The 26,052-nt window shown below is 63.4% G+C and carries 28 protein-coding genes and 2 tRNA genes; 21 read left to right on the forward strand and 9 right to left on the reverse strand.

The window, feature by feature from the left end:
- Positions 1–147 precede the first annotated feature (147 nt).
- The 3 genes from ACFFUC_RS03875 (at position 148) to ACFFUC_RS03885 (ending at position 2,052) form a co-directional block, all read left to right on the forward strand.
- Positions 148–666, forward strand: a complete 519-nt coding sequence (locus tag ACFFUC_RS03875; protein ID WP_377683728.1) for a peptidylprolyl isomerase — start codon at positions 148–150, stop codon at positions 664–666.
- A complete protein-coding gene (locus ACFFUC_RS03880) occupies positions 659–1,252 on the forward strand; it encodes a peptidylprolyl isomerase (RefSeq protein ID WP_377683732.1) in 594 nt (197 codons plus the stop codon). The genes ACFFUC_RS03875 and ACFFUC_RS03880 overlap by 8 nt, the downstream gene beginning before the upstream one ends.
- A 173-nt stretch (positions 1,253–1,425) precedes the next feature.
- Entirely contained in the window at positions 1,426–2,052 is a 627-nt protein-coding gene (locus ACFFUC_RS03885; protein WP_377683734.1) for a DUF2585 domain-containing protein, read from the forward strand.
- 79 nt (positions 2,053–2,131) lie between these two features.
- Here ACFFUC_RS03885 and tyrS read toward each other — a convergent pair whose 3' ends face one another.
- Entirely contained in the window at positions 2,132–3,376 is a 1,245-nt protein-coding gene (gene tyrS / locus ACFFUC_RS03890) for a tyrosine--tRNA ligase (protein ID WP_377683736.1), read from the reverse strand.
- A gap of 60 nt (positions 3,377–3,436) precedes the next feature.
- On the opposite strand from tyrS, the gene ACFFUC_RS03895 reads away from it, so the two are divergent.
- The 9 genes from ACFFUC_RS03895 to ACFFUC_RS03935 all read left to right on the forward strand — a co-directional run bounded on the left by ACFFUC_RS03895 (position 3,437) and on the right by ACFFUC_RS03935 (position 9,485).
- Positions 3,437–4,540, forward strand: coding sequence for an anhydro-N-acetylmuramic acid kinase (locus ACFFUC_RS03895; protein ID WP_377683738.1), 1,104 nt, complete (start codon positions 3,437–3,439; stop codon positions 4,538–4,540).
- A gap of 107 nt (positions 4,541–4,647) precedes the next feature.
- Positions 4,648–5,487, forward strand: coding sequence for a PRC-barrel domain-containing protein (locus ACFFUC_RS03900; protein WP_377683739.1), 840 nt, complete (start codon positions 4,648–4,650; stop codon positions 5,485–5,487).
- A gap of 147 nt (positions 5,488–5,634) precedes the next feature.
- Positions 5,635–5,711: transfer RNA gene (locus ACFFUC_RS03905), tRNA-Asp, on the forward strand.
- A 31-nt stretch (positions 5,712–5,742) separates the two neighbouring features.
- A tRNA-Asp gene (locus tag ACFFUC_RS03910) sits at positions 5,743–5,819 on the forward strand.
- A gap of 236 nt (positions 5,820–6,055) precedes the next feature.
- A complete protein-coding gene (locus ACFFUC_RS03915; RefSeq protein WP_377683741.1) occupies positions 6,056–6,535 on the forward strand; it encodes an SspB family protein in 480 nt (159 codons plus the stop codon).
- Positions 6,536–6,693: 158 nt separating this feature from the next.
- The gene (gene fumC / locus ACFFUC_RS03920) at positions 6,694–8,088 is read left to right on the forward strand and encodes a class II fumarate hydratase (RefSeq protein ID WP_377683743.1); all 1,395 of its coding nucleotides are present in this window, start codon (positions 6,694–6,696) and stop codon (positions 8,086–8,088) included.
- A 131-nt stretch (positions 8,089–8,219) separates the two neighbouring features.
- Complete coding sequence (locus ACFFUC_RS03925; protein WP_377683745.1) at positions 8,220–8,423, forward strand: DUF4169 family protein; 204 nt, start codon at positions 8,220–8,222, stop codon at positions 8,421–8,423.
- A complete protein-coding gene (locus ACFFUC_RS03930; protein WP_377683747.1) occupies positions 8,416–8,694 on the forward strand; it encodes a ribbon-helix-helix domain-containing protein in 279 nt (92 codons plus the stop codon). Before ACFFUC_RS03925 ends, ACFFUC_RS03930 begins: the two co-directional genes overlap by 8 nt.
- Before the next feature lie 47 nt (positions 8,695–8,741).
- Positions 8,742–9,485: a YebC/PmpR family DNA-binding transcriptional regulator gene (locus ACFFUC_RS03935; RefSeq protein WP_377683749.1), complete on the forward strand. Its 744-nt coding sequence runs from the start codon at positions 8,742–8,744 to the stop codon at positions 9,483–9,485.
- Between the two features lie 47 nt (positions 9,486–9,532).
- On the opposite strand, the gene ACFFUC_RS03940 is transcribed toward ACFFUC_RS03935, so the two are convergent.
- Positions 9,533–10,402, reverse strand: coding sequence for a LysR family transcriptional regulator ArgP (locus tag ACFFUC_RS03940; protein WP_377683750.1), 870 nt, complete (start codon positions 10,400–10,402; stop codon positions 9,533–9,535).
- A gap of 84 nt (positions 10,403–10,486) precedes the next feature.
- On the opposite strand from ACFFUC_RS03940, the gene ACFFUC_RS03945 reads away from it, so the two are divergent.
- Positions 10,487–11,086: a LysE/ArgO family amino acid transporter gene (locus ACFFUC_RS03945; RefSeq protein ID WP_377683752.1), complete on the forward strand. Its 600-nt coding sequence runs from the start codon at positions 10,487–10,489 to the stop codon at positions 11,084–11,086.
- A gap of 38 nt (positions 11,087–11,124) precedes the next feature.
- Positions 11,125–12,012 carry a DMT family transporter gene (locus ACFFUC_RS03950; RefSeq protein ID WP_377683754.1) on the forward strand — a complete coding sequence of 296 codons (888 nt, stop codon included), beginning with the start codon at positions 11,125–11,127 and terminating at the stop codon, positions 12,010–12,012.
- Between the two features lie 65 nt (positions 12,013–12,077).
- On the opposite strand, the gene choV is transcribed toward ACFFUC_RS03950, so the two are convergent.
- The 4 genes from choV to ACFFUC_RS03970 form a co-directional block, all read right to left on the reverse strand.
- Positions 12,078–13,091, reverse strand: coding sequence for a choline ABC transporter ATP-binding protein (choV, locus tag ACFFUC_RS03955; RefSeq protein WP_377683756.1), 1,014 nt, complete (start codon positions 13,089–13,091; stop codon positions 12,078–12,080).
- Entirely contained in the window at positions 13,084–13,935 is an 852-nt protein-coding gene (gene choW / locus ACFFUC_RS03960; protein WP_377683757.1) for a choline ABC transporter permease subunit, read from the reverse strand. Before choW ends, choV begins: the two co-directional genes overlap by 8 nt.
- Before the next feature lie 66 nt (positions 13,936–14,001).
- Positions 14,002–14,961: an alpha/beta fold hydrolase gene (locus ACFFUC_RS03965; protein WP_377683759.1), complete on the reverse strand. Its 960-nt coding sequence runs from the start codon at positions 14,959–14,961 to the stop codon at positions 14,002–14,004.
- Positions 14,961–15,899 (reverse strand): choline ABC transporter substrate-binding protein, encoded by a 939-nt coding sequence (locus tag ACFFUC_RS03970; protein WP_377683761.1) that lies wholly within the window; start codon positions 15,897–15,899, stop codon positions 14,961–14,963. The genes ACFFUC_RS03965 and ACFFUC_RS03970 overlap by 1 nt, the downstream gene beginning before the upstream one ends.
- A gap of 91 nt (positions 15,900–15,990) precedes the next feature.
- Between ACFFUC_RS03970 and betI the strand changes: the two genes are divergently transcribed.
- Genes betI through betA form a run of 3 tightly spaced genes read left to right on the forward strand, consistent with a single transcriptional unit; the run spans position 15,991 to position 19,696 of the window.
- Positions 15,991–16,560: a choline-binding transcriptional repressor BetI gene (gene betI, locus ACFFUC_RS03975; RefSeq protein WP_377683762.1), complete on the forward strand. Its 570-nt coding sequence runs from the start codon at positions 15,991–15,993 to the stop codon at positions 16,558–16,560.
- Entirely contained in the window at positions 16,557–18,002 is a 1,446-nt protein-coding gene (gene betB, locus ACFFUC_RS03980) for a betaine-aldehyde dehydrogenase (protein WP_377683764.1), read from the forward strand. The genes betI and betB overlap by 4 nt, the downstream gene beginning before the upstream one ends.
- Before the next feature lie 41 nt (positions 18,003–18,043).
- A complete protein-coding gene (gene betA / locus ACFFUC_RS03985) occupies positions 18,044–19,696 on the forward strand; it encodes a choline dehydrogenase (RefSeq protein WP_377683766.1) in 1,653 nt (550 codons plus the stop codon).
- 70 nt (positions 19,697–19,766) lie between these two features.
- Here betA and ACFFUC_RS03990 read toward each other — a convergent pair whose 3' ends face one another.
- Entirely contained in the window at positions 19,767–20,291 is a 525-nt protein-coding gene (locus ACFFUC_RS03990; RefSeq protein WP_377683768.1) for a YceD family protein, read from the reverse strand.
- Between the two features lie 117 nt (positions 20,292–20,408).
- Between ACFFUC_RS03990 and ACFFUC_RS03995 the strand changes: the two genes are divergently transcribed.
- A complete protein-coding gene (locus tag ACFFUC_RS03995) occupies positions 20,409–20,864 on the forward strand; it encodes an outer membrane protein assembly factor BamE (RefSeq protein WP_377683769.1) in 456 nt (151 codons plus the stop codon).
- A gap of 147 nt (positions 20,865–21,011) precedes the next feature.
- Here ACFFUC_RS03995 and ACFFUC_RS04000 read toward each other — a convergent pair whose 3' ends face one another.
- Together ACFFUC_RS04000 and msrB are read right to left on the reverse strand one after the other, a co-directional pair.
- Complete coding sequence (locus ACFFUC_RS04000; protein ID WP_377683771.1) at positions 21,012–22,010, reverse strand: P1 family peptidase; 999 nt, start codon at positions 22,008–22,010, stop codon at positions 21,012–21,014.
- 45 nt (positions 22,011–22,055) lie between these two features.
- Positions 22,056–22,454, reverse strand: a complete 399-nt coding sequence (gene msrB, locus ACFFUC_RS04005) for a peptide-methionine (R)-S-oxide reductase MsrB (RefSeq protein WP_377683773.1) — start codon at positions 22,452–22,454, stop codon at positions 22,056–22,058.
- Positions 22,455–22,594: 140 nt separating this feature from the next.
- Here msrB and ACFFUC_RS04010 point away from each other — a divergent pair, with 140 nt between their 5' ends.
- From ACFFUC_RS04010 to rnd, 3 genes are all read left to right on the forward strand, one after another.
- Positions 22,595–23,341: a GNAT family N-acetyltransferase gene (locus ACFFUC_RS04010; RefSeq protein WP_377683775.1), complete on the forward strand. Its 747-nt coding sequence runs from the start codon at positions 22,595–22,597 to the stop codon at positions 23,339–23,341.
- Between the two features lie 142 nt (positions 23,342–23,483).
- On the forward strand, positions 23,484–24,629 hold the full coding sequence (tgt, locus tag ACFFUC_RS04015) for a tRNA guanosine(34) transglycosylase Tgt (protein ID WP_377683777.1): 1,146 nt from the start codon (positions 23,484–23,486) through the stop codon (positions 24,627–24,629).
- Positions 24,630–24,849: 220 nt separating this feature from the next.
- The gene (rnd, locus tag ACFFUC_RS04020; protein ID WP_377683779.1) at positions 24,850–26,040 is read left to right on the forward strand and encodes a ribonuclease D; all 1,191 of its coding nucleotides are present in this window, start codon (positions 24,850–24,852) and stop codon (positions 26,038–26,040) included.
- The last annotated feature ends 12 nt before the right edge of the window (positions 26,041–26,052 follow it).

Here is a 26,052-nt window from a genome sequence, read left to right on the forward strand (position 1 = left end):
CTTTTCGCTGTCACTGCGGTTTTTCTATCATGTTGACATTATCGTCAACTGACGCTCCCCCTCGGGTTCGCTAAACCGCTGTCAGCCGTTGTCCAAGACGGACGAAAGGCTTAACTCTGGCACAGACCAGTAAAAGAGGAACCCTCGATGGCCGAGATCAAAGACGCTGAGAACACAATCATCATCGAGCTGAAGGACGGTCCGGTCGTGATCGAACTTCTGCCCGACGTGGCGCCCAAACATGCCGAGCGCATGAAAGAGTTGGCCCGCGCCGGCGCTTACGACAACGTGGCCTTCCACCGTGTCATCGACGGCTTCATGGCCCAGACCGGCGATGTCGAACACGCCAATATGGAAAAAGACTACAACCCGCGCCGCGCCGGCACGGGTGGCTCGGACCTGCCGGACCTGCCGGCGGAACTCTCGCGCCTGCCGCATGACCGCGGCACCCTTGGCGCTGCACGCTCGCAGAACCCGAACTCGGCCAACAGCCAGTTCTTCATCAACTTCGGCGACAACCACTTCCTGAACGGGCAGTACACGGTCTATGGCCGCGTGATCTCGGGCATGGAGCATGTCGACAAAATCGTCCGCGGCGAGCCGCCGGCGAGCCCCGACCGCATGATCTCGGTCAAGGTCGCGAAGGATGTGGAAGACAATGCGTAAGCTTCTTCTCGCCTCCGCTGTCGCGCTTGCCGCTCCGGCCGCATTCGCCGAAGGTCTGCCGGGTGTGACCGATGGTCCGGGCCCGAATCTCGTGATCGAGGTCGCCGATGCCGCAGGCACGTCCAAAGGCACGATCGTTCTGGATCTGAACGCCGAAAAAGCCCCCAAACACGTCGAGCGGATCGTTTCGCTGGCAAAATCGGGCGCTTATGACGGTGTTGTGTTCCACCGTGTGATCGGCGGCTTCATGGCCCAGACCGGCGATGTGCAATACGGCAAAAAAGACGGCGACACTTCGCGTGCGGGGATGGGTGGTTCGGAACTGCCCGACCTGAAAGCCGAGTTCAGCGATGTGCCTTTCGGCGCAGGCACCGTCGGCATGGCGCGTTCGCAGAACCCCGATTCCGCCAACAGCCAGTTCTTCATCGATCTGGCACCGGCGGATTTCCTGAACGGCCAATATACGGTCGTCGGTCAGCTGGTTGACGGCTGGGACGTGCTCAACGCCATCAAAAAGGGCGACGAGGCGGCCAATGGTTTGGTCGACAAGCCCGATGTCATGGTGAAGGTCACCGTTCAGGAATAAGTTTTCCGGCAAAGACCATTCGGCAAGCCCCGTCGGACCTCCGGCGGGGCTTGTTTCATCCGGCAGGCGCGATGTTTCCGGCCCGATGCTGTCGGGGCGCAAAATGCGGGGCCATTAAGGCACCCGCGCGAAGGCCGGTAGACGGCGCGGGCCAGAGATGCTCTGTCGTCATCATGAACATGACCGCCCCCCTGCCACCCAATCCCGACCACAGCCGAGGCCCCCGCCGCCTGCTGCCCTTCGGCATTGCCGCGGCAATCGTTCTGGCGGCCGCGCTCGTGCTTTGGGGCTTTGGCCGACCGCTGATCTGCACCTGCGGAACGGTCAAGCTGTGGCACGGCACCGTGCTCAGTTCAGAGAACTCGCAGCATCTCGCCGATTGGTACAGCTTTTCGCATATCACCCACGGCTTCCTGTTCTATGCCCTGATCTGGCTGGCCATGCTGGTGCGGGGCAGGGAGCAGACGCCGCTGTCCTTCGGCTGGCGGCTGGTCGTCGCCACGTTGATCGAGGCGGTATGGGAGGTGGTCGAAAACTCGGATGCGGTGATCGAGCGCTACCGTGCGGTCACCATCTCGCTCGATTATTACGGCGATAGCGTGATCAATTCGGTGGCCGATATGGGGGCGATGATGCTGGGCTTTTGGCTCGCCTATCGCTTGCCCGTCCGGCTGTCCCTCGCGCTGGCCGTGATCTCCGAGGTGATGCTGGCCATTGTGATCCGCGACGGGTTGGCGCTGAACATCGTGATGCTGGTCTGGCCGGTCGACGCGATTCGCGATTGGCAAGGCGCGCTTTAGCGGCCCCTCGCGTCCCTTGGCGCAGCAAAAAGGCCGGAGTCTCCTCCGGCCTTCTGGTTCGCTTGATCGCGGATCCGACTCAGGCTTGCTTGCCCTTGAGCATGAAGTGCTTCTTGGCCCCGAGCGAGACCTTGATGCCGGCCAGAAGATCCTCGGTCGCGATGATCTCTTGCGGATCGGTCTTTTTCTCGTTGTTGAACTTGACGCTGCCGCCCTGGAAGGCGCGCTTGCCCTCTTTGCCCGAAGCGACGAGACCACTTTCGACCAAAGCCGCATTGGCCGTGATGCCTTCGGGCGGGATGGTCACGAAAACCTCGGCCAGATCGCCGCCCGCGCCGCCTTCTTCAAAGACCTTGCGTGCGGTCGCCTCGGCCGAAGCGGCGGCTTCCGCGCCGTGCAGCAGCGTTGTGACCGCATTGGCGAGGATGATCTTCGCGTCGTTGATCGCCTGACCTTCAAGGCTGCCCAGACGGTCGCATTCCTCGACCGGAAGCTCGGTGTAAAGCTTGAGGAAGCGGCCGACATCGGCATCGGTGGTGTTGCGCCAGAACTGCCAGAAATCATAGGGCGAGAGCATGTCGCCGTTCAGCCAGACCGCACCGCCCGCCGATTTGCCCATCTTGCGGCCGTCCGAGGTGGTCAGCAGCGGCGAGGTCAGGCCCCAGATCTCGTGATCGAGCACGCGGCGCGTCAGGTCGATCCCGTTGATGATATTGCCCCACTGATCCGAACCGCCCATCTGCAATTTGCAGTCGTAACGGCGGTTCAGCTCGAGGAAATCGTAAGCCTGCAGGATCATGTAGTTGAATTCGAGGAAGCTCAGCGACTGTTCGCGATCCAGACGCGATTTCACCGATTCGAAGGACAGCATCCGGTTGACCGAGAAATGCCGCCCGATGTCGCGCAGGAATTCGAGGTAGTTCAGATTGTCGAGCCATTCGGCGTTGTTGAGCATGCGCGCTTTATCCTCGCCGTAGTCGAGGTAGCGCGCGAAAACCTTCTGCATCCCGTCGATATTCGACTGGATCTGGTCTTCGGTCAGCAGCGGACGCTCGTCCGAGCGGAACGAGGGGTCGCCCACTTTGGTCGTGCCGCCGCCCATCAGCGTGATCGGCTTGTGGCCGGTCTTCTGGAACCAGCGCAGCATCATGATGTTCAGCAGGTGCCCGACATGCAGGCTCGCCGCGGTCGCGTCATAGCCGATATATGCCGTGACCGGACCGTCCTTGAGGGCTTCGTCAAGCGCCTGGATATCGGTCGCATCGGCCAGATAGCCGCGCTCGATCATCACGCGCATGAATTCGGACTTGGCATGGTATGTCATGGTCTTTTCCTTTCGAACGTGACGGGTATACCGATGCGGGTGATCAAGGGAAAGCCATTGATGGACGGGTTTATACGCGCTTTGGGCATGATGTCGGGCACTTCGCTGGATGGCGTCGATGCCGCGATGATCGAAACCGACGGAATCCGCATCGCGGGCTTTGGACGCAGCGCCTATGCGGCCTATGGTGACAACGAGGCGCATGTGCTTCATGCCGCTTTGGGGCGCTGGCAGGGTGGGGAGGGCGTGGCCGAGGCCGCCGCCTTGTCGGTTGCGGCCCATGCCGGTCTTGCCGCCGATTTCCCCGAGGCCGAGCTGGTCGGTTATCACGGCCAGACTTTGGCCCATGACCCCAAGGGGCGCGGCACGCATCAGGCGGGCGACGGCGCGGCGCTTGCGCGCGCGCTCGGCCGTCCGGTGGTCTGGGATTTCCGCTCGGAAGATGTCCGCCAAGGCGGGGAGGGAGCGCCGCTTGCCCCCTTCTTCCATTGGGCCTGCGCGCATTGGGCTGTGGGACAAGGGCATCTGCCCCAAGCGCCGGTCGCTTTTCTCAATCTGGGCGGGGTGGGCAATATCACTTGGGTCGATCCGTCGGCCGCGGGCCCCGAGGCGCCGGGTGCCTGCCTTGCCTTTGATACCGGTCCCGCCAATGCGCCGGTCAATGATCTGATGCGCGCGCGTCTGGGCCGCGAGCGTGACGAGGGCGGGGCGCTCGCATTGTCGGGCACTGTCTCGGAAAGCGTGATCGGCGGGTTTCTCGCCCATCCCTATTTCACGCGCCTGCCGCCTAAATCGCTCGATCGCGACGATTTCAGCAGTCTGTCTACGGCTGTGGCCGATCTCTCGGATGCCGATGCCGCAGCGACATTGACCGAGGCCACAGCCGCTGCCGTGGGCGCGGGCATGGCCTTCATGCCGCGACCGCCGGCGACGCTTCTGGTCTGCGGCGGCGGACGGCACAACCGCGCCATGATGGCGGCGCTGGCGCGCAGGGTCGCGGCCGAAGTCGTCCCCGTCGAGGCGGCGGGGCTTGATGGCGACATGATCGAGGCGCAGGCCTTCGGCTGGCTGGCCGTTCGGGTTTTGCGCGGATTGCCGACCTCGGGGCCCGAAACCACGGGCGCGCCCGCACCTGTGTGCGGCGGGCGGATCAGCTATCCGTGAAGGGCGACAGGCCCGAGGCGGGGAACGATGTGACACGCCTTGGGGTTGAGCTTTCCACCGGCCCCGAGACGGGCCGCCAGTAGAAACGACCGAAAAGGACAAAGCGCATGAAAGCATTTGTCATCGCAGCGACGACCTTCACCCTCACGGGCCTAGCCGTGACGGGACCGGCCCGCGCACAGGACCCCGCTCCCCAAGCCGCCCCCGCCGCAGAGGCAGGCGGCGCACAGGGCACGAAACTGGGCGCAGAGCTGGGCGCCGTAATCGAGGCCGGCAAAGATGCAGCCGCCAAGGCCGGGACCAAGGCGGAAGCCGCTGGAGAGGCGGCAGCCGAGGCTGCCGGCGATATCGCGCAAAGCACCGCCGAAAAGGCCGCCCGCGCCGCTGCCGAGGCAGAGGCCGCCGCCAAAGAGGCCGGAGCCGCTGCTGCTGCAGCCGTGGATGAAGAGCTCGACCGCAAGGCCAATATCGCCAAACCCGCAGCCTCGGCCCCCGAAGCCGCCAAGCCCGCCCAAGAGGCTGCCGCCGAAGGCGGGGCTGCCGCCAAGCCCGAGGTCGTCGCTCCCGATGTCCGCCCGCCCGCCATCTCCGAGGCGGAGCCGGGCGTTCTGGCCTCCTGGATCACCAGCCGCCGGATCTGGACCACCAACGAGCCCTCGAGCACGCCTTGGGACGATTCGGCGCTCGATACCGCTCTGACCGCGCGCCCCGCGACGTGGCAGGACATCGCCAAGGTGGACGACATCGTGCTTGATGATCAGGGGCAGCTGGTCGGCTATATCGCCGATATCGGCGGCTTTCTGGGAATCGGCGCCAAGAAGGTTCTGCTCGGCACAGAGGCGATTCACCTGATTCAGATTGGTTCCGAGCGCTTCTACGCCACGAATTTCACCAAAGCGGAGCTGGAGGCCCTGCCGGACTTCAATCCGGCCACGGTTTTGAAATGAGGATTTCTCAAGGAATGCTGGCTATTTGGGGCGCCCTCGGGCGCCTCTTTCACTTTTCGTGATCTTTGTCGCAGATCGGCCCTTGACGGTCCCAGCCACTCCTCTTAGACACCGCCTTACTCCAGAGGCGATCTGGAGATGGTATACGCGGTTGTAGCTCAGTTGGTTAGAGTACCGGCCTGTCACGCCGGGGGTCGCGGGTTCGAGCCCCGTCAACCGCGCCACTACCATAAACAAATTCGCCAGATAAAATGCGCGGTTGTAGCTCAGTTGGTTAGAGTACCGGCCTGTCACGCCGGGGGTCGCGGGTTCGAGCCCCGTCAACCGCGCCATTTATCCTTTCAAGGGAAACCTTGAATGTCAAAACGGCTCCTTCGGGGGCCGTTTGTCATTTCCGGCTCCCGATTCCCGACCGTATTCGCCCCTCTGCCCGAATCCGTGCAAAAGTTGCGCTGTTAAAGCCGCCCGATTTCGCCGATGATGGATCAGGTGGAAGCAGGAGCGCGGTGGGGCTTTTCATCCCCCGCCATTTCCCTATTCTGGCCTCGATTTGAATCAGGGGGCGACCATGGCACGCGGAATTGATTACGGCGGAATGATGCACCGCGCCATGCAGGGGCTGATTGCGAATGTCCTGCGCGACATTGCGAAAAACGGTCTGCCGGGCGAGCACCATTTCTTCATCACCTTCGATACACGCGATCCGGACGTGCAGATGGCCGACTGGCTGCGCGAGCGCTATCCCGAGGAAATGACCATCGTCATCCAGCATTGGTTCGACAACCTCGTGATCGAGGATGATTATTTCGAAATCACGCTGAACTTCGGCAATTCGCCCGAGCCGCTGCATATTCCCTTCGACGCCCTGCGCACCTTCGTCGATCCTTCGGTCGAATTCGGCCTGCGCTTCGAAACGCAGGGCGATGATTCCGACGATGACGATTTTGATGACGACGACGACGAAGAAGACGATCTCGAGATGGAGGAGGTCGAAGAGGCCCCAAAAACCAGCGCCGAGGTCGTCAGCCTCGACAAGTGGCGCAAATAGGCACACCGCATCCGGCCCGCGATCCAAGGATCCGCGGGCCTTTTCATTTGCGGCGTTCCGGTAGGGCGGTTTCCATGTTTCTGCATGCGACTGCATACAGATTGCGAATCTTTGCCCGACGGCCTAGAACCTCGGCGAAACCGTGAGGGATGAATGTCATGACCAAGACCCGCACCGAAACCGACAGCTTCGGCCCGCTTGAAGTCGATTCCAGCAAATATTGGGGCGCGCAGACGCAGCGCTCGATCATCAACTTCCCGATCGGCTGGGAAAAGCAGCCGGTTCCGATCATCCGCGCTTTGGGCGTGATCAAACAGGCCGCTGCCGAAGTGAACATGGCGACCGGCAATCTTGATCCGGCGATCGGCAATGCGATGGTTGCAGCCGCCAAAGAGGTCGTTGCCGGCAAATTCGACGACAACTTCCCGCTGGTCGTCTGGCAGACCGGCTCGGGCACGCAGTCGAACATGAACGCCAACGAGGTCATCTCGAACCGCGCGATCGAAATGCTGGGCGGCGAGCTGGGCAGCAAAAAGCCCGTTCACCCCAACGACCATGTGAACATGGGCCAGTCATCGAACGACACTTTCCCGACCGCGATGCATGTCGGCATCGCGATGCAGTCGCGCGACGTCCTGATTCCGGGCCTCGAAAAGCTGCACAAGGCGCTGGTCGCGAAAGCGGAAGAGTTCAAGGACATCATCAAGATCGGCCGGACCCATACGCAGGATGCGACGCCTCTGACCCTTGGTCAGGAATTCGGCGGCTATGCCCATCAGGTCGAAAAAGGCATCGAGCGCGTCAAGCTGGCACTTGGCGACATCTACGAGCTGGCGCAGGGCGGCACGGCCGTCGGCACGGGGCTGAACACCAAAAAGGGTTGGGATACCGCGATTGCCGCGAAGATCGCCGAGATCACCGATCTCCCCTTCGTGACCGCGCCGAACAAATTCGAGGCTCTGGCCGCGCATGACGCGATGGTCTTTTTCTCGGGAGCGCTGAAAACCGTTGCGGGCTCGCTCTTCAAGATCGCCAACGACATCCGTCTGCTCGGCTCCGGCCCGCGCTCGGGTCTGGGCGAGCTGATCTTGCCGGAAAACGAGCCGGGCTCCTCGATCATGCCGGGCAAGGTCAACCCGACGCAGGCAGAGGCGCTGACCATGGTTTGCGCTCATGTCATGGGCAATGACGCGGCCATCGGCTTTGCCGGTTCGCAGGGCCATTTCGAGCTGAACGTCTATAACCCGATGATGAGCTACAATGTGCTCCAGTCGATGCAGCTTCTGGGCGATGCCGCCAGTTCCTTCACCGACAACATGGTCGTGGGGATCGAGGCCAACAAGCCGCGAATCGAAAAGCTGATGCAGGAATCGCTGATGCTGGTTACCGCGCTTGCGCCGACCATCGGTTACGACAACGCGACCAAAGTGGCCAAGACCGCGCATAAAAACGGCACCACTTTGCGCGAGGAAGCGATCAATCTGGGCTTCGTCGACGGCGAGACCTTCGACCGCGTGGTGCGGCCCGAACAGATGGTCGGCCCCGAGGATTGATCCATGCGACAAGCCCCGCATCCGCAACGATTGGACGGCGCCTGTGGCCCGTCTTTGGTGCGGATGCGGATCTTTGCCCCTGCGGTTCTGCCGCGGGGGTATTTTCATTCCGGAGAAAGCGTGGGTTCGCGATGGGCGTGATCAATCTGCGGCAGGCCCGCAAGGACCGCGAACGGGCCAAAAACCGTGCAAAAGGCGATGAAAATGCGGCGAAATTCGGCCGGACGAAAGCCGAAAGGCAGCTGAACGGGGCGCAGGCCGCCAAGGCCGAAAGCCGTCTCGACGGCCACCGGATCGAGGCTCCCCCCGGCGGCGCGGATGGCGGCGATGCCTGATCCCGCACCGCTTGCCTTGCCCGCGATGGGGCCGCCGCTCAAACGGTCGGTGACGATCGACGGGCACCGCACCAGCGTCAGTCTGGAAGATGCGTTTTGGCGTGATCTGCGCGAGATCGCCAAGCGGCGCGCCACCTCTCCGGCGGGTTTGATCGCGGCGATCGACCACGCCCGCCCTCCCGACGTCGGGCTGGCAACGGCGGTACGGCTTTTCGTATTGGCCGAGGTCAAGGCAGGCACAACGCTTGCGGCGACGCCTTCGGGCGCATAAAAGCGCCATTGAAACCATCGCATATCTGAAAAACGGGACCCCGCAAAATGGCAGGCCATTCAAAATGGGCGAACATTCAGCACCGTAAAGGACGCCAGGACGGCATCCGCTCGAAGCTGTTCTCCAAACTCTCGAAAGAGATCACCGTCGCAGCGAAAATGGGCGACCCCGACCCCGACAAGAACCCGCGTCTGCGTCTTGCGGTGAAGGAAGCCAAGTCGAACTCGGTCCCCAAGGACGTGATCGACCGCGCCATCAAGAAGGCCGTCGGCGGCGACGCCGAGAACTATGACGAGATCCGTTACGAAGGCTACGGCCCGAACGGCATCGCGATCATCGTCGAGGCCATGACCGACAACCGCAACCGCTCGGCCTCGAACGTGCGCAGCTATTTCACCAAATCGGGCGGCGATATGGGCCAGACCGGCTCGGTGAGCTTCATGTTCGACCGCAAGGGCGAGATCTTGTTCAAGGCCGATATCGCCGATGCCGATACCGTCATGATGGCGGCGCTGGAAGCGGGTGCCGATGATGTCGAAAGCGACGAAGAAGGTCACTGGATCTATACCTCGGACACTACGCTTTTCGAGGTCAACGCAGCGCTTGAGGCCGCTTTGGGCGAATCCGAGCATGCGAAGCTGGTCTGGAAGCCGCAGGCGCCGACCGAGATCACCGATCTCGAGACCGCGCAGAAGCTGATGAAGCTGATCGATACGCTGGAAGACGACGATGACGTCCAGACCGTCACCGGCAATTTCGACATCGCCGAAGAGATCGCCGCACAGCTGTGACGGCACTGCCGGAGCCTCCGGCGGGGATACTTGAAGCATGAAAGATGTCAGGGTCGCAGGTTTTCTGCGGCCCTTTTCTTTACCGCGTCGCTCAGCGGACGGATCGCGGGGGCCAAGGCGCGGCTGACTTGCCAATAGAGCGGCACGTCGAGCGGCAGATCTGGGAGGATCGGGCGCAGCTCGCCGTTTGCGATCGCGCTGCGGGCCATGGTTTCGGGCACCATCCCCCAGCCAAGGCCGAGGGCCAGCGCGCGGGCGAAAGGCTCGGAGGCGGGGATGAGATGCCCTCTCAGGCGCAGGCGCTGGCCGGTGGCGCGCTCGGCCCAGTGCGCTTGCAACGCATCCTTGCTGTTGAAGATCACGGCCGGCGCGGCACTGAGGGTTTCGGCGGTGCAGCCCGTGGCGAAATGGCTCGCGATGAAGGCGGGCGAGGCGAGGGCGAGATAGCGCATATGGCCGAGCGCGCTTGCGTCGCAGCCTGCGACCGGCTGCGGGTTCGAGGTGATCGCCGCGCTGACCTGACCGCTTCTGAGCCAGTCGCGTGCGTGGTCCTGATCGTCGACGACGAGATCATAAAGTACCGGCAGCGCCGTCATGGCGGGCAGAAACCATGTCGCGAGGCTGTCGGCATTGACCGCGATCCGCAGCACCGCCGGTCCCGATTGCGGACGGATGTGTTTGTCGAGGCCCTGTTCGAGCAGCCGCACCTGATCGAGATGCTGCATCAGGCGCAGGCCGGTTTCGGTCCCGCTTGCGGGCGGGCCGCGATGGATCAGCACCGCACCGAGCCGGTCCTCGAGCCCTTTGATCCTTTGCGAGACCGCCGAAGGGGTGATGCCCAGCCTTGCCGCCGCCGCATCGAAAGAGCCGAGGCGGATGATTTCGGCCAGAGCTTCGAGGGCGGGGTAGTCGTGCATCAGTTTTCCTTAACTACGGTTATCCGAATTAATTTGATTGATGTTGCGCAGGGTTGCAAGACGGCCTCAAAGAAGGGGAAGACGATGCATGACTATTGGGCCGGTCTGGGCGCTGCCTTATCCCTGATCGTGGCGATCGGGGCGCAGAACGCTTTCGTGTTGCGGCAGGGGCTCCTGCGTCAGCATGTCTGGGCGGTCTGTCTGTTCTGCGCGGGTTCGGACGCGATCCTGATCTCGGCGGGGGTTGCGGGGGCGGGGGCGATCGTTGGGGCGCATCCCGGCTTTTTGCTCGCCATGCGTTGGGGGGGCGCGGCCTTTCTGCTGCTTTACGGGCTGCGCGCCTTCCGCTCGGCCCGCGAGGGCGGGCATGCGTTGCGCGCGGCCGAGACGGGTGCCGCGACGCTGGCCTCGGTGCTGGCGACGGCGGCGGCGCTGACCTGGCTCAACCCCCATGTCTATCTCGATACGGTGATCTTGCTGGGGGCGATCTCGGCCAAGGCCGAAAGCCGCGCGGGCTTTGCCTTGGGCGCGATTACGGCCTCGTTTTCATTCTTCTTCGCTTTGGGCTACGGCGCACGGCTGCTTCAGCCGGTCTTTGCCAAGCCGCTGTCCTGGCGCATTCTTGACGCGTTGGTCGGGGCCATGATGTGGACCATCGCCTTTTCGCTTATACGCGGCGGCTGAGCCTTGCCTTTGCCCGAGCGACAGGGCAAGCGGCGGCAATGAGCAATCCGGCGCAAACCCGTAACGACATCAGCGGCATCTTGTGGATGTTGACGGCGGGGCTTTGCTTTGTCGCGGTCAACGGCTCGGTGCGCTGGCTGGGCACGAGCCTGCCCGCGCCCGAGGCGGCCTTCATCCGTTTCGCGTTGGGGCTGACGTTTTTGCTGCCGGTCCTGTTGCCTGCGATAAGGCGGGGATTGCCGGCTGCGGTCTGGCGGCTTGTGGCTGTTCGCGGCGCGCTCCATACCGTGGCGGTGATCTTGTGGTTCTTTGCCATGGCCCGCATCACCGTGGCCGAGGTCACCGCGATCGGCTATCTCAACCCGATCCTTGTCACCATCGCGGCGACCCTGTTTCTGGGCGAGCGGATCTCGTGGCGGCGCGGTCTGGCGATTGGCGTGGCTTTGGCCGGTGCGATGATCGTTTTGAGGCCGGGTCTGCGCCAGCTCGAGCCGGGGCATCTGTCGCAAATCGGCGCGTCGATGTTTTTTGCCTGCTCCTATCTGATCGCCAAGAACCTCTCGCAGAAGGTGCCGGCGGCGGTGGTGGTGGCGCTTTTGTCTTTGACCGTGACCATCGGGCTTGCGCCTGTTGCGGCGCTTGTTTGGGTGACGCCCAGTCCGTCTCAGGTCCTGACCCTCGGCCTGACCGCGCTTTGCGCCACTGCGGGCCACTACGCGATGACGCGGGCTTTCGCGATCGCGCCTTTGACGGTGACCCAGCCCGTGACTTTCCTGCAATTGCTTTGGGCGAGCCTGCTCGGACTTTTGGTCTTTTCCGAGCCGGTCGATATCTGGGTGTTGGTCGGCGGCGGGCTGATGATCGGCTCGATCTGCTATATCACCTGGCGCGAGGCCGGTCTGCGCGGGCGGGCCGCAAAGGCCTGAGAGCGCAACAAAAAAAGCCCGCCCCTGTCGCAAAGGGCGGGCCGGCTTTTTCCGCAAGCCGTGGTTTAGCCGCGCGGATCGACCAGAGCGGCAAGCACGCCCTCGCGCGAGACGCGGCCACCGCCTTCGAGCGGCAGATATTCGGCCGTAGCCAGCGCCGCCATTACCTCTTTGACCGGCATGTCGCGGGGAAGCGGCTGGCCTGGGGCTATGCCCTCTTCGGCGACATCTTCGGCGCGCAGAACAGCCATCGGGTTCATATGGGCCACGAATTGCTGGACATATTCGTCGACCGGATTGGCGATGATTTCGCGCGCGGTGCCGATCTGGACGATGCGTCCGCCCTCCATCAAGGCGATGCGGTTGCCGAGCTTGAAGGCCTCGTCGAGATCGTGGCTCACGAAGATGATCGTGCGCTGGAACTTGGCCTGAAGCTCGAGCAGCTCGTCTTGCAGGCGCGAGCGGATCAGCGGATCGAGCGCCGAGAAGGGCTCGTCCATCAGCAGGATCGGCGCTTCGGTCGCGAAAGCGCGGGCAAGACCCACACGCTGCTGCATCCCGCCCGAAAGATCGCCGACCTTGCGCTCTGCCCATTCGGCAAGGCCCACGGTTGCAAGCTGGTTGTCGACCCGCTCGCGGCGCTCGGCGGCGGAGATGCCGGCGAGTTCAAGCCCGAGGCCGACGTTTTCACGCACGCTGCGCCAAGGCAGCAGGCCGAATTGCTGGAAGACCATCGCGATATTGTTGAGCCGGATCTTGCGCAGCTTGGAGGCATTGGCCTTGGTCACCGAGACCATTTCCTTGCCGTCCCAGATCCGGACCTCGCCGCGCACCACCTCGTTGAGCGCGTTGACCCCGCGCAGAAGCGTCGATTTGCCCGAACCGGACAGCCCCATCAGCACGAGGATTTCCCCCTCGCGTACAGAGAGCGAGCAATTGTGCACGCCGAGGACCTGCCCGGTTTTCTCTTTGATCACGCTGCGCTTTTCGCCCTGATCCATCAGCGGCAGGGCATCCTCGGGGCGGTTTCCGAAGACGATGCAGACATTGTCGAATTCGACGGCGTTGCGCTCAGTCATTGTTTTTCCCCACACGCAGCATCCGGTCCAGCATGATCGCCACGACGACGATGATGAAGCCGCTTTCGAAACCAAGGGCGGTGTTGACGCTGTTGAGCGCGCGCACCACCGGCACACCCAGACCCGAGGCGCCGACCAGCGCCGCGATCACCACCATCGACAGGGATAGCATGATGGTCTGGTTCATCCCCGCCATGATCTGGGGCATGGCGCTGGGAAGCTCGACCTTCCACAAAAGCTGGCGCGGGGTCGCGCCGAAGGATTTGGCGGCCTCGACCAGTGCGGGCGGGGTCGAGCTGATCCCGAGATAGGTCAGGCGCACCGGCGCGGGCAGCACGAAGATCACCGTGGCGATCAGGCCCGGCACCATGCCGATGCCGAAAAAGACGATCGCGGGGATCAGATAGACGAAGGTCGGCAGCGTCTGCATCAGATCGAGCACCGGCCGCATCCACGCGTAAAGCGTCGGGCGATGCGCGGCGGCGATGCCGATCGGCACGCCCACGACCATACAGACCACGCAGGCCGACAAGACCAGCGTTAGGGATTGCATCGTCTCGTCCCAATAGCCTTGGTTGAGGATGAACAAAAATCCCAACCCGATCAGCAAGCAGACCTTCCAGTTGCGCTGCAAGGCCCAGGTCAGCACCACGGCAATCACGGTGAAGATCAGCGGATGCGGCAGTTCGAGCAGCCACAAGATCCCTCCGATCAGCGATTCCATGATTTTCGAAATGGTGTTGAACACGACCGACGCGTGGGCGTTCAGCCAGTCGAAGATGGTTTTAGCCGTCTTGCCGACCGGAATTTTCCAGTCGGTGAAGATGGATGTCAGTTGATCCATGATGCTTGTTACTCCGGCGTTCGGGCGCGCGGCCCGCTGGCAAGGGGTGACCGGCTGGCCGTGGTTTCAGTCCGTAAGGAAGGTCGAGATGGTTTCGGCGGCGCGCTGGGGCTGCTCCCAGAAAAGGTTATGGCCAAGCCCCTCGAAGGTCTGGTGGCGGGCTTGGGGCAGGGCGCGGCGCAGTTCGTCTTGCGACTGCGCCCCGAACAGCCCGTCCTGATCGCCCCAGAGGATCGCGACCGGTGCGGTGATGCGGGGGGCAAGCGAGCTCCAGTCGGTCGCGCTCAGCGATTGCAGGACACCCATCCAGACCTCACGCGGCAAGGCGGCCGATTCGGCGCGCTCGCGGCTCAGGAAATCCTCGGTGACGGGGGTCGGATTGGCGTACCAGTCGCGCATGAAGGCGCTGTCGGGGTCGATCGGATCAGGCAGGGCGGGGACATTTTCCCACAGCCAGGCGGCGCTTTCGGCGGGAAGGCGGGTCGCACTGCTGACCAGAACCACGCGCCGGACTTTTTCGGGTCGGGTCGCGGCGAGATAGGCGGCGGTCATCGAGCCGAGCGAATGGCCGACCAGATCGGCCTGTTCGATATTAAGCGCGGCCATCAGCCCGCCGACATCACCGGCCAGACTGTCGATGCCGTAACAGCACGCGGGTTTCGCCGAATAGCCGTGTCCGCGCAGATCGAGTGCGAGGATGCGGCGCTTGGGCAAAGCTTCGCGCAGCGCGGGGGCGAGCAGGGACCAGCTGCGGCTGTTGTCGGTATAGCCGTGGATGAGCATGACCGGCACGCCGCTGGCGGTTTCGGGATCCTCGCCCAGTTCGACATAGGCGATGTCCTGCCCATCCGGCGTGGCGATGAGCTGGCGGGCATCGTTCCAGCCCGCCTGATCGGGCAAAGCGACGGGGGCGGCCGAGAGCGGAGAGGGCGCCAGCCCTCCCGCAAGAATACCCGCGATCGCGATTGCCCCGATCGCGAGAGGGGCCGACAGACGGGCGAAGGCTTCTCTGCCGGACCCCCGCATCACTTGGCCAGTACCGCATCCAGCGCGGCTTGCGCATCCCCGCCATCCACGGTGGTCACGCCGGCCAGCCAGGGCTTCGCGGCATCCGGATTGGCCTTGAGCCAGGACAGCGCCGCTTTTGCAGGCTCTTCCCCGTCGTTCAGGATCTTGCCCATGATTTCGCTTTCCATAGGCAGGGTGAACTCGAGGTTCTCGAGGAATTTTCCGACGTTCGGGCATTCCTTTACGTAACCCGCGCGGACGTTGGTGTCGACCCGTGCACCGCCGAAGTCGGGCCCGAAAATATCGTCGCCGCCGGTCAGATAGGTCAGCTGGAACTGGGTGTTCATCGGATGGGGCTCCCAGCCGAGGAAGACCACGGGCTTGTTCGACGCGCTTGCGCGGGCCACCTGTGCAAGCATCCCCTGTTCCGAGCTTTCGACGACCTCCATCGTGCCGGTGCCGAATTTGTCGGACGCGACCATTTCCAGCAGCAGGCGGTTGCCGTCATTGCCCGGCTCGATCCCGTAGATCTTGCCGTCGAGATCGGCCTTGTGCTTGGCGATATCGGCGTAATCGGCAATGCCGAGCGCCTTGCCCGCCTCGTTGGTGGCAAGCGTGTATTTCGCGCCGGTCAGGTTGGTGCGCACCGTCTCGACCGTACCCGAATCGCGATAGGGCTTCAGATCGTTTTCCTGACTGGGCATCCAGTTGCCGAGGAAGACATCGACATCATCCTTGGCCATCGCCGTATAGGTCACCGGCAGCGACAGGATCTTGATCTCGGTCTTGTAGCCGAGCGCCTGGAGGACAGAGGTCGACAATGCCGTCGTCGCGGTGATGTCCGTCCAGCCGACATCGGAAAAGACGATGTCCTTGCAGGATTCGGGTTCGGCCGCGAATGCCGGCATTGCAAGCATCGCGACGGCTGCTGCCAGCATCGTGCTGCGAACGGTCATAGTGTTCTCCCTGTTGTTGTTGATTGACGAGTCAATTAAGAATGAGCTACCCCAGTCTGGCAACGATTTTTTTCGAAGAAGGCCGGACTGGATGCCCAAACTAGGTGTCGAACCTATCCGAAAGGCGGCATTAATCAACGCCGCCATCACGATGGTGGGGCGCACGGGGTCGCTGGATGTGACGGTCGCCCAGATCGCGCGCGAGGCCGGAATGTCCTCGGCGCTGGCGCATCATTACTTCGGGTCCAAGGACCGGATCTTTCTGGCCGCGATGCGCCAGATCCTGACACAGTACCGTGATGCGGTGCGTGACGCGCTCGCTTCGGTCGAGACCCCGCAAGAGCGTCTTCAGGCCATCGTCACCGCAAGTTTCGCCTTGCCGAACTTCGACCGCAACACCATCGCGGCATGGCTGAATTTCTACGCTTTGGCGCTGGTCGACCCCGAAGCCGCACGGCTTTTGCGGGTTTACCGCAAGCGTCTGCGCTCGAACCTTCTGGTGGCGCTGCTGCCTTTGGTCCCCGACCGCGCCAGCGACGTCGCCGAGACTTTGGGCGCGCTGATCGACGGGGTCTATATCCGCGCCGCTTTGTCCGAAAAACAAGATGCCGGCGCAGCCGTTCGCATCGTTCAAGACTTTCTGCGGGAGATCCTGTCATGACGCTCAACGCCCAACCCAAGGCCAGCCTTTTCATCGACGGAGCATTTGTCGAGGGCGAGGGGCCGGAACTGCAGGTCCTCTATCCCTATGACGGCCGGGTCATCGCGACTTTGCGCGAGGCCACGCCCGAACAGGTGGCCCGCGCGACCGAATCGGCGGCACGCGCGCAAAAGGCATGGGCGGCCCTGCGTCCGGTCGAGCGCGGCCGCGTTCTGGCCCGCGCCGCCGCGATCATCCGCGAACGCGGCGCGGAGCTCGCGCGGCTCGAAACCCTCGATACCGGTAAGCCCATTCAGGAAACCGAGGTCGCGGATTGGCCCTCGGGGGCGGATGCGCTGGAATATTTCGCGGGTCTCGGCCCGACCCTGACGGGCGAAACCGTGCCTTTGGGCGATGAATTCGTTTACACGATCCGCGAGCCTCTGGGCGTCTGTGCTGGCATCGGCGCGTGGAATTATCCCAGCCAGATCGCCTGCTGGAAGGCCGCGCCCGCGCTGATCATGGGTAATGCGATGGTCTTCAAACCGAGCGAGGAAACCCCGCTCGGCGCGCTGAAACTGGCGGAAATCCTGATCGAGGCCGGCGCGCCCGCAGGGATTTTCAACGTCGTGCAGGGCCGTGGCGCGGTGGGTGCAGCACTGGTCACCGATCCGCGCGTGGCCAAGGTTTCGCTGACCGGCTCGGTGCCGACGGGGCGGCGCGTCTATGCGGCAGCCGCTGAAGGCATGCGCCATGTCACGATGGAGCTCGGCGGCAAATCCCCCCTGATCATTTTCGAGGATGCGAGCCTCGAGGATGCGGTCAGCGCGGCGATTTTGGCGAATTTCTATTCCTCGGGTCAGGTCTGCTCGAACGGGACGCGGGTTTTCGTTCAGGAAGGGCTGCGCGAGGCCTTCCTCGCCCGTCTGTCCGAGCGCCTCGAGGATGTGCGGATGGGCGATCCTTTGGACCCCGAGACCCAGCACGGGCCGGTCGTGAACATGGCGCAGGCCGAAAAGGTCCGCGCGGCGATTGCGGCGGGGATTTCCGAAGGGGCGCGGCTGGTCAGCGGTGGTCCGGGCGAGGGGCGCTTCGTGCCGCCGACCGTCTTCACCGATGCCGATGATTCGATGACCATCGCGCGCGACGAGATCTTCGGCCCCGTCATGACGGTCCTTGGCTTCACCGACGAGGCCGAGGTCATCGCCCGCGCCAATGCCACCAGCTTCGGCCTTGCCGCCGGTGTCTTCACCCGCGATCTGGCGCGCGCCCATCGCGTGATCGGCCAGCTCGAGGCGGGCACCTGCTGGATCAACGCCTATAACCTGACGCCTGTCGAAGCGCCCTTTGGCGGCGTCAAACAATCGGGTGTCGGCCGCGAGAACTCCGCCGCCGCCATCGCCCATTATTCGCAAATCAAATCCGTTTACGTCGGTCTGGGCTCGGTCGAGGCACCTTATTAAGGCGCCCCAGCCCCGCAACGCATCGGTCATGGAGGGAAAAGATGAAGGCTGATTATGTCATTATCGGGGCCGGCTCTGCCGGCTGCGCCTTGGCTTACCGGCTGGTCATGGCCGGCAAGCGCGTCGATGTGGTCGAATTCGGCGGCTCGGATATCGGGCCGTTCATCCAGATGCCCGCCGCTTTGTCCTATCCGATGAACATGAGCCGCTACGATTGGGGCTTTTCGTCCGAGCCCGAGGCCAATCTGGGCAACCGCCGTCTGGTGACGCCGCGCGGCAAGGTGATCGGCGGGTCGTCCTCGATCAACGGCATGGTTTTCGTGCGCGGCCATGCCTGCGATTACGACCACTGGGCCGATCAGGGTGCGGATGGCTGGTCCTATGCCGATGTGCTGCCCTATTTCATCCGCATGGAGACCTCGCATGGCGCGGTCAGCGATTATCGCGGCACCGAGGGTCCGCTTCATGTGACGCGGGGCCAGCGCAAGAACCCGCTCTTCAACGCCTTCATCCGTGCGGGCCGCGAAGCGGGCTATCCCACGACCGAAGATTACAACGGGGCCCAGCAGGAAGGCTTCGGCGCGATGGAGGCCACGATCTGGGAGGGCCGCCGCTGGTCCGCCGCCAATGCCTATCTGCGCCCCGCGCTGAAAACCGGCCTGCTGCGTCTGCGGCGCGGCCTTGCGACGCGGGTTTTGTTCGAGGGCAAACGCGCCGTCGGCGTGGAGATCAAGAATGCACGCGGGACCGAGGCCGTCCTTGCCGCGAACGAAGTCATCATTTCCGCCAGCTCGATCAATACGCCGAAACTGCTGATGCAATCGGGAATCGGTCCGGCGGACCACCTGATCGAACACGGAATCACCCCCTTGGCCGACCGGCAGGGCGTGGGTGCGAACCTGCAGGACCACCTTGAAATCTATATGCAATATACCGCGACCCAGCCGGTGACGCTGTACAAACACTGGAATCTTTGGGGCAAAGGCTCGATCGGGGCGCAGTGGATGGCGACGGGGCAGGGGCTCGGGGCCTCAAACCAGTTCGAGAGCTGCGGCTTCATCCGGTCCGGTGCGGGGGTCGAATATCCCGATATCCAGTACCATTTCATCCCGCTTGCGGTGCGCTATGACGGCAAGGCCGCAGCCGAGGGGCACGGGTTTCAGGCCCATGTCGGGCCGATGCGCTCGAAATCGCGGGGCACGGTCCGGCTGCGCAGCGCGGATCCCGCGGAAGCGCCCGAGATCCGCTTCAACTACATGTCCCATCCCGACGATTGGGCCGAATTCCGCGCCTGCGTGCGCCTGACCCGCGAGATTTTCGAGCAAAAGGCCTTCAGCGAATATAAAGGCCACGAGATCCAGCCGGGCAAGGATGTGGTCTCGGACGAGGCAATCGACGCTTTCATCCGCGAACATGCCGAATCGGCCTTCCATCCCTGCGGGACGGCGCGGATGGGACGGGCGGATGATCCTTTGGCGGTGGTCGATCCCGAATTGCGGGTGATCGGCGTCGAGGGGCTGCGGGTCGCCGATAGTTCGATCTTCCCGCGCATCACCAACGGCAACCTCAACGCGCCCTCGATCATGACCGGCGAAAAGGCGGCCGACCATATTCTTGGGGCGGGGATGCTTGCACCCAAGAACCTCGGGCCGCAGATGGCGGCCGGTTGGGACCGGATGCAGCGCTCGGGCTGAAGCGGCTTGGGATGCGTTTTGCTGTCGCGGAAAGTCGGGCCGCGACAGCATTTTCCGCGCCTGTGGCGGATCAGTTCGGCTTTTTCAGCAGATCGGCCAGACCGGCGAAGGGACGGCGGGTGTTGTCGTCTTCTGCGTCATCTGCCACGGGGGCCGGAAGCTCTGCGCCTTCGGCACGCGGATAAAGCGGCAAAGCCAATGCCAGAGCCTCGGCCATGACGGCATTCACGTCGATATATTGCCCGAGCGGCTCGACATCATCCTCGGGGATTTCGACCTCTTCCTCTTCGGATTGGGTCACATGGGGCGAATAGAAGCGCTCGACCTCTTCCGAGATGGCCGTCGTCACGGGCGCGAGCGTCACGACGCAGGCCTGAACCGCGCGGGCGGTCAGTTTGCCCGTCACTTTCCAGGCATCCAATCCCTCGGCGGTGATGCGGCCCGAGAAATGCAGATTGGGCAGATCGATCAGATCGAGCTCCGCGGCCAAAGCCTTGCGGGTCTCGGCATCGGGGGCGATCCGGAACTCGGTCGGCTGTCTGGGATTCAGATGGGCGACGCGGAAGCGTGTATTTCGGTCGTCTTGGCGGGTCATATTCAAGTCTTTGCTTACAAGTCTGTTAGACTCTAGGGATATTCTTGAGCGCAGGGTCCGAGTTTGCTAAGTCGGGTTCAAGGCGTCAACAGACGCATTTGGGGGCAGACGATTACGATGACCAGTTTCCGGCAGCATATCCGCGCGCTCGCCTTTATCATGCCACTTATCGTTGCCGGTTGCACTCATGTCTATCGCAACCATGGCTATGTTCCGCCGGAGCACGATCTGGCGCAGGTTCAGATCGGGCAAACCAACCAGAGCGAGCTTGATTCGCTGATCGGTCGCCCGAGCGCGCAGGGCGTTCTGACCGGCTCGGCATGGTACTATGTCGGATCGCGTTGGGATTACTACGGCGCCCGCGAGCCGCGCGAGATCGAGCGGCGCGTCGTCGCCATCTCGTTCAACGACCAAAATGTGGTGTCCAATGTCGAGACCTTTGGGCTCGAGGACGGCCGCGTGATTGAATTGTCGCGCCGCACCACCGAATCGGGCATCACCAATGTCAGCATCGTGCGCCAGCTGATGGGCAGCATCGGCCGCGTCTCGGCGGGGCAATTGCTCGACAATTGAGCGGATGCTTCGCGCGGCCGCCGGATCGGCGCCGCACGCGAATCGCCCCAAGGATTGCCCGACAGGGGAAAATGGAAAAGCCCGGCCTTGCGGTCGGGCTTTTCCTATGTGGGGCGGGATCTGACCCCAAAGCTCGACCCCGATGGATCAGCCCTGCAGGATTTGCGGCAGGGTCATGCCTGCCTGTCCGTCACGGCCGGGCAGGGGTTCGGCGTGCCAGATCGCGTTCAGCACGGCTTCTTCGACGGATTCGACCGCGGCGAGGAAGAAAGGATCGAGCGCATCGTCGTCCAGCCGCTCGGACTGCAGCAGGCCGGCTTCGGTCTTGCTCGGGCGTGCGGTCGAGAAAGCGATGGCGATATCGCCGCTGCCGTGACCGAGATGGCTGCCCAGACGTCCGAGTCCCGCCGCCGCCCGCCGCGCGATCCGCGTCAGCTGGCGCGAATCAACCGGCGCATCGGTGGCGTAAAGAATGATGATCGAGCCCTGATCGCGGGTCTCGGGTCCCGAAAGCGGCACGCGCTCGCCCATGACGCGCAATTCCGAACGCTGGCCGAAGTTCGACAGCACGAGTGCGCCCAGCATGTGATCGCCCACGCGCCGCGAGGCCGTGCCGATACCGCCGTTCAACCCGAAGGTCTTCATGCCGCGCCCCGCGCCGACGGTTCCCTGTGCCAGAGGGCCGGTCCCTGCTGCGGCAATCGCCGCCTGCGCCGTGGCGGGGGTGACCGCGAGCGCCTGAATGTCGTTCACCCGCCCGTCATTGCATTCGAGCACCAGCGCATTCACCGTCGAGGTGGTGCGCCCAATCGCCGGATTTCCGGCAATCGCCTGCCGGATCAGCGCCTCGGTGCAGGCCGCGACGCCGAATGTGTTGGTCAGAAGAATCGGGGTCTCGATCTCGCCCAGCTCCATGAGCTGGATCAGCCCCGCGCTTTTGCCGAAACCGTTCAGCACCACCGCGCCTGCCGGAACCGGATCCGCAAAGAGATTGCCCTGATGGGGCAGGATCGCGGTGACGCCGGTCTGGATCTCGGTCTGGTCGATGGTGGAATGGCCGGCGCTGACGCCCGCAATGTCGCAAATCGAATTCTTTGGACCGGCGGGGAGCGCCCACCAGTCCTTGGGGTCTATCTTCTGTCGCATGCTCGTCTCGGGCTTGATCGGAAAACTCGCCCGACGGCTCGGCTGTCAGGCATCCGCCACAAATTTCAGGGCCACGCCGTTGATGCAATAGCGCAATCCCGTCGGAGGCGGCCCGTCGTTGAAAACATGGCCCAGATGCGCGTCGCAGCCTTGGCAGCGGACTTCGGTGCGAATCATGCCGTGACTGGCGTCACGATATTCGTCGATCGCGCCGCCCGGCGACGAAAAGCTGGGCCAGCCGCAATAGCTTTCGAATTTCGCATTGCCGTCGAACAAAGTCGCGCCGCAGCAGGTACAGACGTAATGGCCCTCGCCCTCGGGGAAGCCGGGATGCGAAAAGGGACGCTCTGTCCCTGCCTGGCGGGTGACGCGATAGGTCTCGGAATCGAGAAGCGCGCGCCATTCCGCGTCGGATTTGGTGATCTTGCCGGATATCTCGGACATCTCGCCCCTATCATCTTGTTGCGGTCCTGTTACAACATAAGCCTAGAGTTGTGGGGAACAAGACAGGCGCTTGTGCCCCTCGCGCCGGAGCGGCTTTCGGGGGCTCGGGGCGCATTCAGTCAGAGCGGATTCGGTCAGCCATGCAGTCGATGAGTAAAGGCCGCTACAATCTTCGGATCGCTGCAAGCGCGGAGGATCTGGCTGCGGCGCAGCGCCTGCGCTGGCTGAGCTTTCGCGGTGATCAGGGGCTGCCCGAGGCGCGCGACAGCGATGATTACGACGCGCGCTGCACCCATGTCCTGATCGAGGAAGCCGCGCAGGGGCGTCTGGTCGCCTGTTTCCGCATGCTGACCCTGACGGGCGGGGCCGAGATCGGGCAGAGCTATTCGGCGCAATATTACAACCTCGCGCTTTTGCAGGGCTATAACGGGCGCATGGTCGAGATCGGGCGCTTCTGCCTGCATCCCGAATGGCACGACCCCGATATCGTGCGGCTCGCCTGGGGGGCTTTGGCGCGCCATGTCGACGAGCACCAGATCGGCATGCTTTTCGGCTGTTCGAGCTTTCACGGCACAGCGACCGAGGATTACGAAGATGCTTTCGCCATGCTGCGCGAACGCCATCTTGCGCCCAAGCGCTGGCTGCCGCGGGTCAAGGCGCCGCAAATTTTCCGCTTCGCGCGCGCGCTCAGGGCCCGCAAGGCCGATCCCAAACGGGCAATGGCGGTGATGCCGCCTCTGCTGCGCAGCTATCTTCTGATGGGGGGCTGGGTCTCGGATCATGCGGTGGTCGATCGCCAGATGAACACGCTCCATGTGTTTACCGGCCTCGAGATAGCGGCCATTCCGCCTGCGCGGGCCCAGCTGATGCGCGCAGCCGCCGGTTGAGGCGGAAACACGGGTATTTGAGTGATGAAGAAGCCCTTCGTCCGTGGCCGCCAGTGCGCGTGCCGGTGCGTTTTGCGCAGGGCTTTCGGGTCGTAACGGAGCATCTTTGCATCCTGTCGGCGCTGGAGTATCTGTTGCGCCCATGAGCAAAAACTTTTCCTTCTCGATTTCGGCCACGGATGGTCGTGCCCGGACAGGCGTGATTTCGACCCCGCGCGGCGAGATCCGTACCCCTGCTTTCATGCCGGTCGGCACTGCCGCGACGGTGAAGGCGATGATGCCCGAATCGGTACGCGCGACCGGCGCGGATATTTTGCTGGGCAATACCTATCACCTCATGCTCCGCCCCGGCGCGGACCGCATCGAACGGCTGGGCGGGTTGCACCGGTTCATGAACTGGGAACGTCCGATCCTCACCGATTCGGGCGGGTTTCAGGTCATGTCGCTCGCGGGGCTGCGCAAGCTGACGGAAGAGGGCGTGACCTTCTCGAGCCATGTCGACGGCTCCAAACATTTCCTTTCGCCCGAGACCAGCATGGAGATCCAGCGCAAGCTCGGATCGGATATCGTGATGGCTTTCGACGAATGTCCGGCGCTTCCGGCGACCGAAGAGGAAGTCGCGAAATCCATGCGCATGTCGATGCGTTGGGCACAGCGTTCGCGCGATGCCTTCGGCGATCGTCCCGGCCATGCCTTGTTCGGCATCATGCAGGGCGGCGTCACCCCCGAATTGCGCGAGGAATCGGCTGGTGCGTTGCGCGAGATCGGTTTCGAGGGCTATGCGATCGGCGGTCTTGCCGTCGGCGAGGGGCAGGAGGCGATGTTCGGTGTTCTCGATTACGCGCCGGGCTATCTGCCCCATGACCGCCCGCGCTATCTGATGGGGGTCGGCAAGCCCGACGATATCGTCGGCGCGGTCGTGCGCGGTGTCGATATGATGGATTGCGTTCTGCCTTCGCGGTCGGGGCGCACGGGACAGGCCTGGACGCGTCGCGGTCAGGTCAACATCAAGAACGCCCGCCACGCCGACGACCCGCGTCCGCTGGACGAGCATTGCGGCTGCCCCGCTTGTACGGGCTACAGCCGCGCCTATCTCCACCATGTGTTCCGCTCGGGCGAGATGATCTCGGGGATGCTGTTGACCTGGCACAACCTCCATTACTTCCAGGAGCTGATGGCGGGGCTGCGCGGTGCGATTGCCGGGGGAACGCTTGATGCTTTCGTCGCCGAATTCCACCGACAACGTGACGAGGGCGATATCGAGCCGCTCGGGCAGGTATCGGGCTAAGCGAACGAATCTGGCGACCGGCGGGGCATTGCTTCGCCGGTCGTCACAATTCCGCAACGTGGCTGTTGCGGGAAATCACCACTGCGCCGACATCTGAGAGTTGAAAAGCGGGTCACGCGCACGGCCTTCTTGATATTTGTTGATCAAATCTGCTTTTGCACGAGCGCGAATTGAGCAAAAGTTGGCGGACGACCCGCCCAAATTCGAAAGGCCACGGCGGATGTCCGCACAAGAAGTCGAGACGATAACCACGACCGAGGAATTGGCTGCGTTTTGTGCGCAGGCCAAAGAGCAGCCCTATGTCACGCTGGATACCGAATTCCTGCGCGAGCGGACCTATTATTCCAAGCTTTGTCTCATTCAGGCGGCACTGCCGCCGGCGGGCACCGGCAAGAATTCGGCAGGCCGCGCGGTTTTGATCGATCCGCTGGTGGGCGATATCTCGCTCGAGCCGCTCTATGATCTTTTCCGCCACCGCGAGACCGTGAAGGTCTTTCATGCGGCGCGTCAGGATTTGGAAATCTTCTTCCACGACGCCGGCGTTCTGCCTGATCCGCTGTTCGACACCCAGATCGCGGCCATGGTTTGCGGCTTTGGCGAGCAGGTCGGCTACGAGACTCTGGTCAAGAAGATCGCGCGTCACCAGCTCGACAAATCGAGCCGTTTCACCGATTGGTCGCGCCGTCCGTTGTCGGATGACCAGGCGACCTATGCGCTGGCCGATGTGACCTATTTGCGCAATATCTACGAATTCCTTGCCGCCCAGCTGGTCAAGACCGGCCGCTCGGCCTGGGTGGAGGAAGAGGTCGGCGTTCTGCTGAATGCCGAGACCTATATCAACCGCCCCGAAGAGGCGTGGGAGCGGGTGCGGACGCGGTCCGGCTCGCCCAAGTTCCTTTCGGTGGTGCGCGAGCTGGCGCGCTTCCGCGAGGCCTATGCGCAGGAACGCGATGTCCCGCGTTCGCGGGTGTTCAAGGATGATGCGCTGATCGAGCTGGCCTCGACCCGTCCACAAAGCGAGGCCGATCTCGGCAAGTCGCGGCTCTTGCTGCGCGAGGCCCGCAAGGGCGAGATCGCGAACGGCATTCTGGCGGCGGTCAAGGCGGGTATCGAATCCAAGGATATGCCGAAAGCCACGCAAGAAGAGCCGGGCCGTCCGGGCAATGCTGCGCTTGCCGATCTTTTGCGCGTCCTGCTCAAGGCGAAATCGGATGCGGCGGATGTTGCGCCCAAGCTGATCGCCTCGGCTTCGGATCTTGATGCGATCGCCTCGGGCGGGCGTGATCTGGCGGCCCTTGCCGGTTGGCGCGCCGAGGTTTTCGGCAATGACGCCCTGCGTCTGGCGCGCGGCGAGATCGCGCTTTCGGCCGAAGGCGGGCAGGTCCAGATCGTCGCGGTCCCCGGAAAATGAGTTAGCTGGGAG

It is taken from the genome of Paracoccus cavernae (assembly GCF_042430175.1).
Lineage (GTDB): Bacteria > Pseudomonadota > Alphaproteobacteria > Rhodobacterales > Rhodobacteraceae > Paracoccus > Paracoccus cavernae.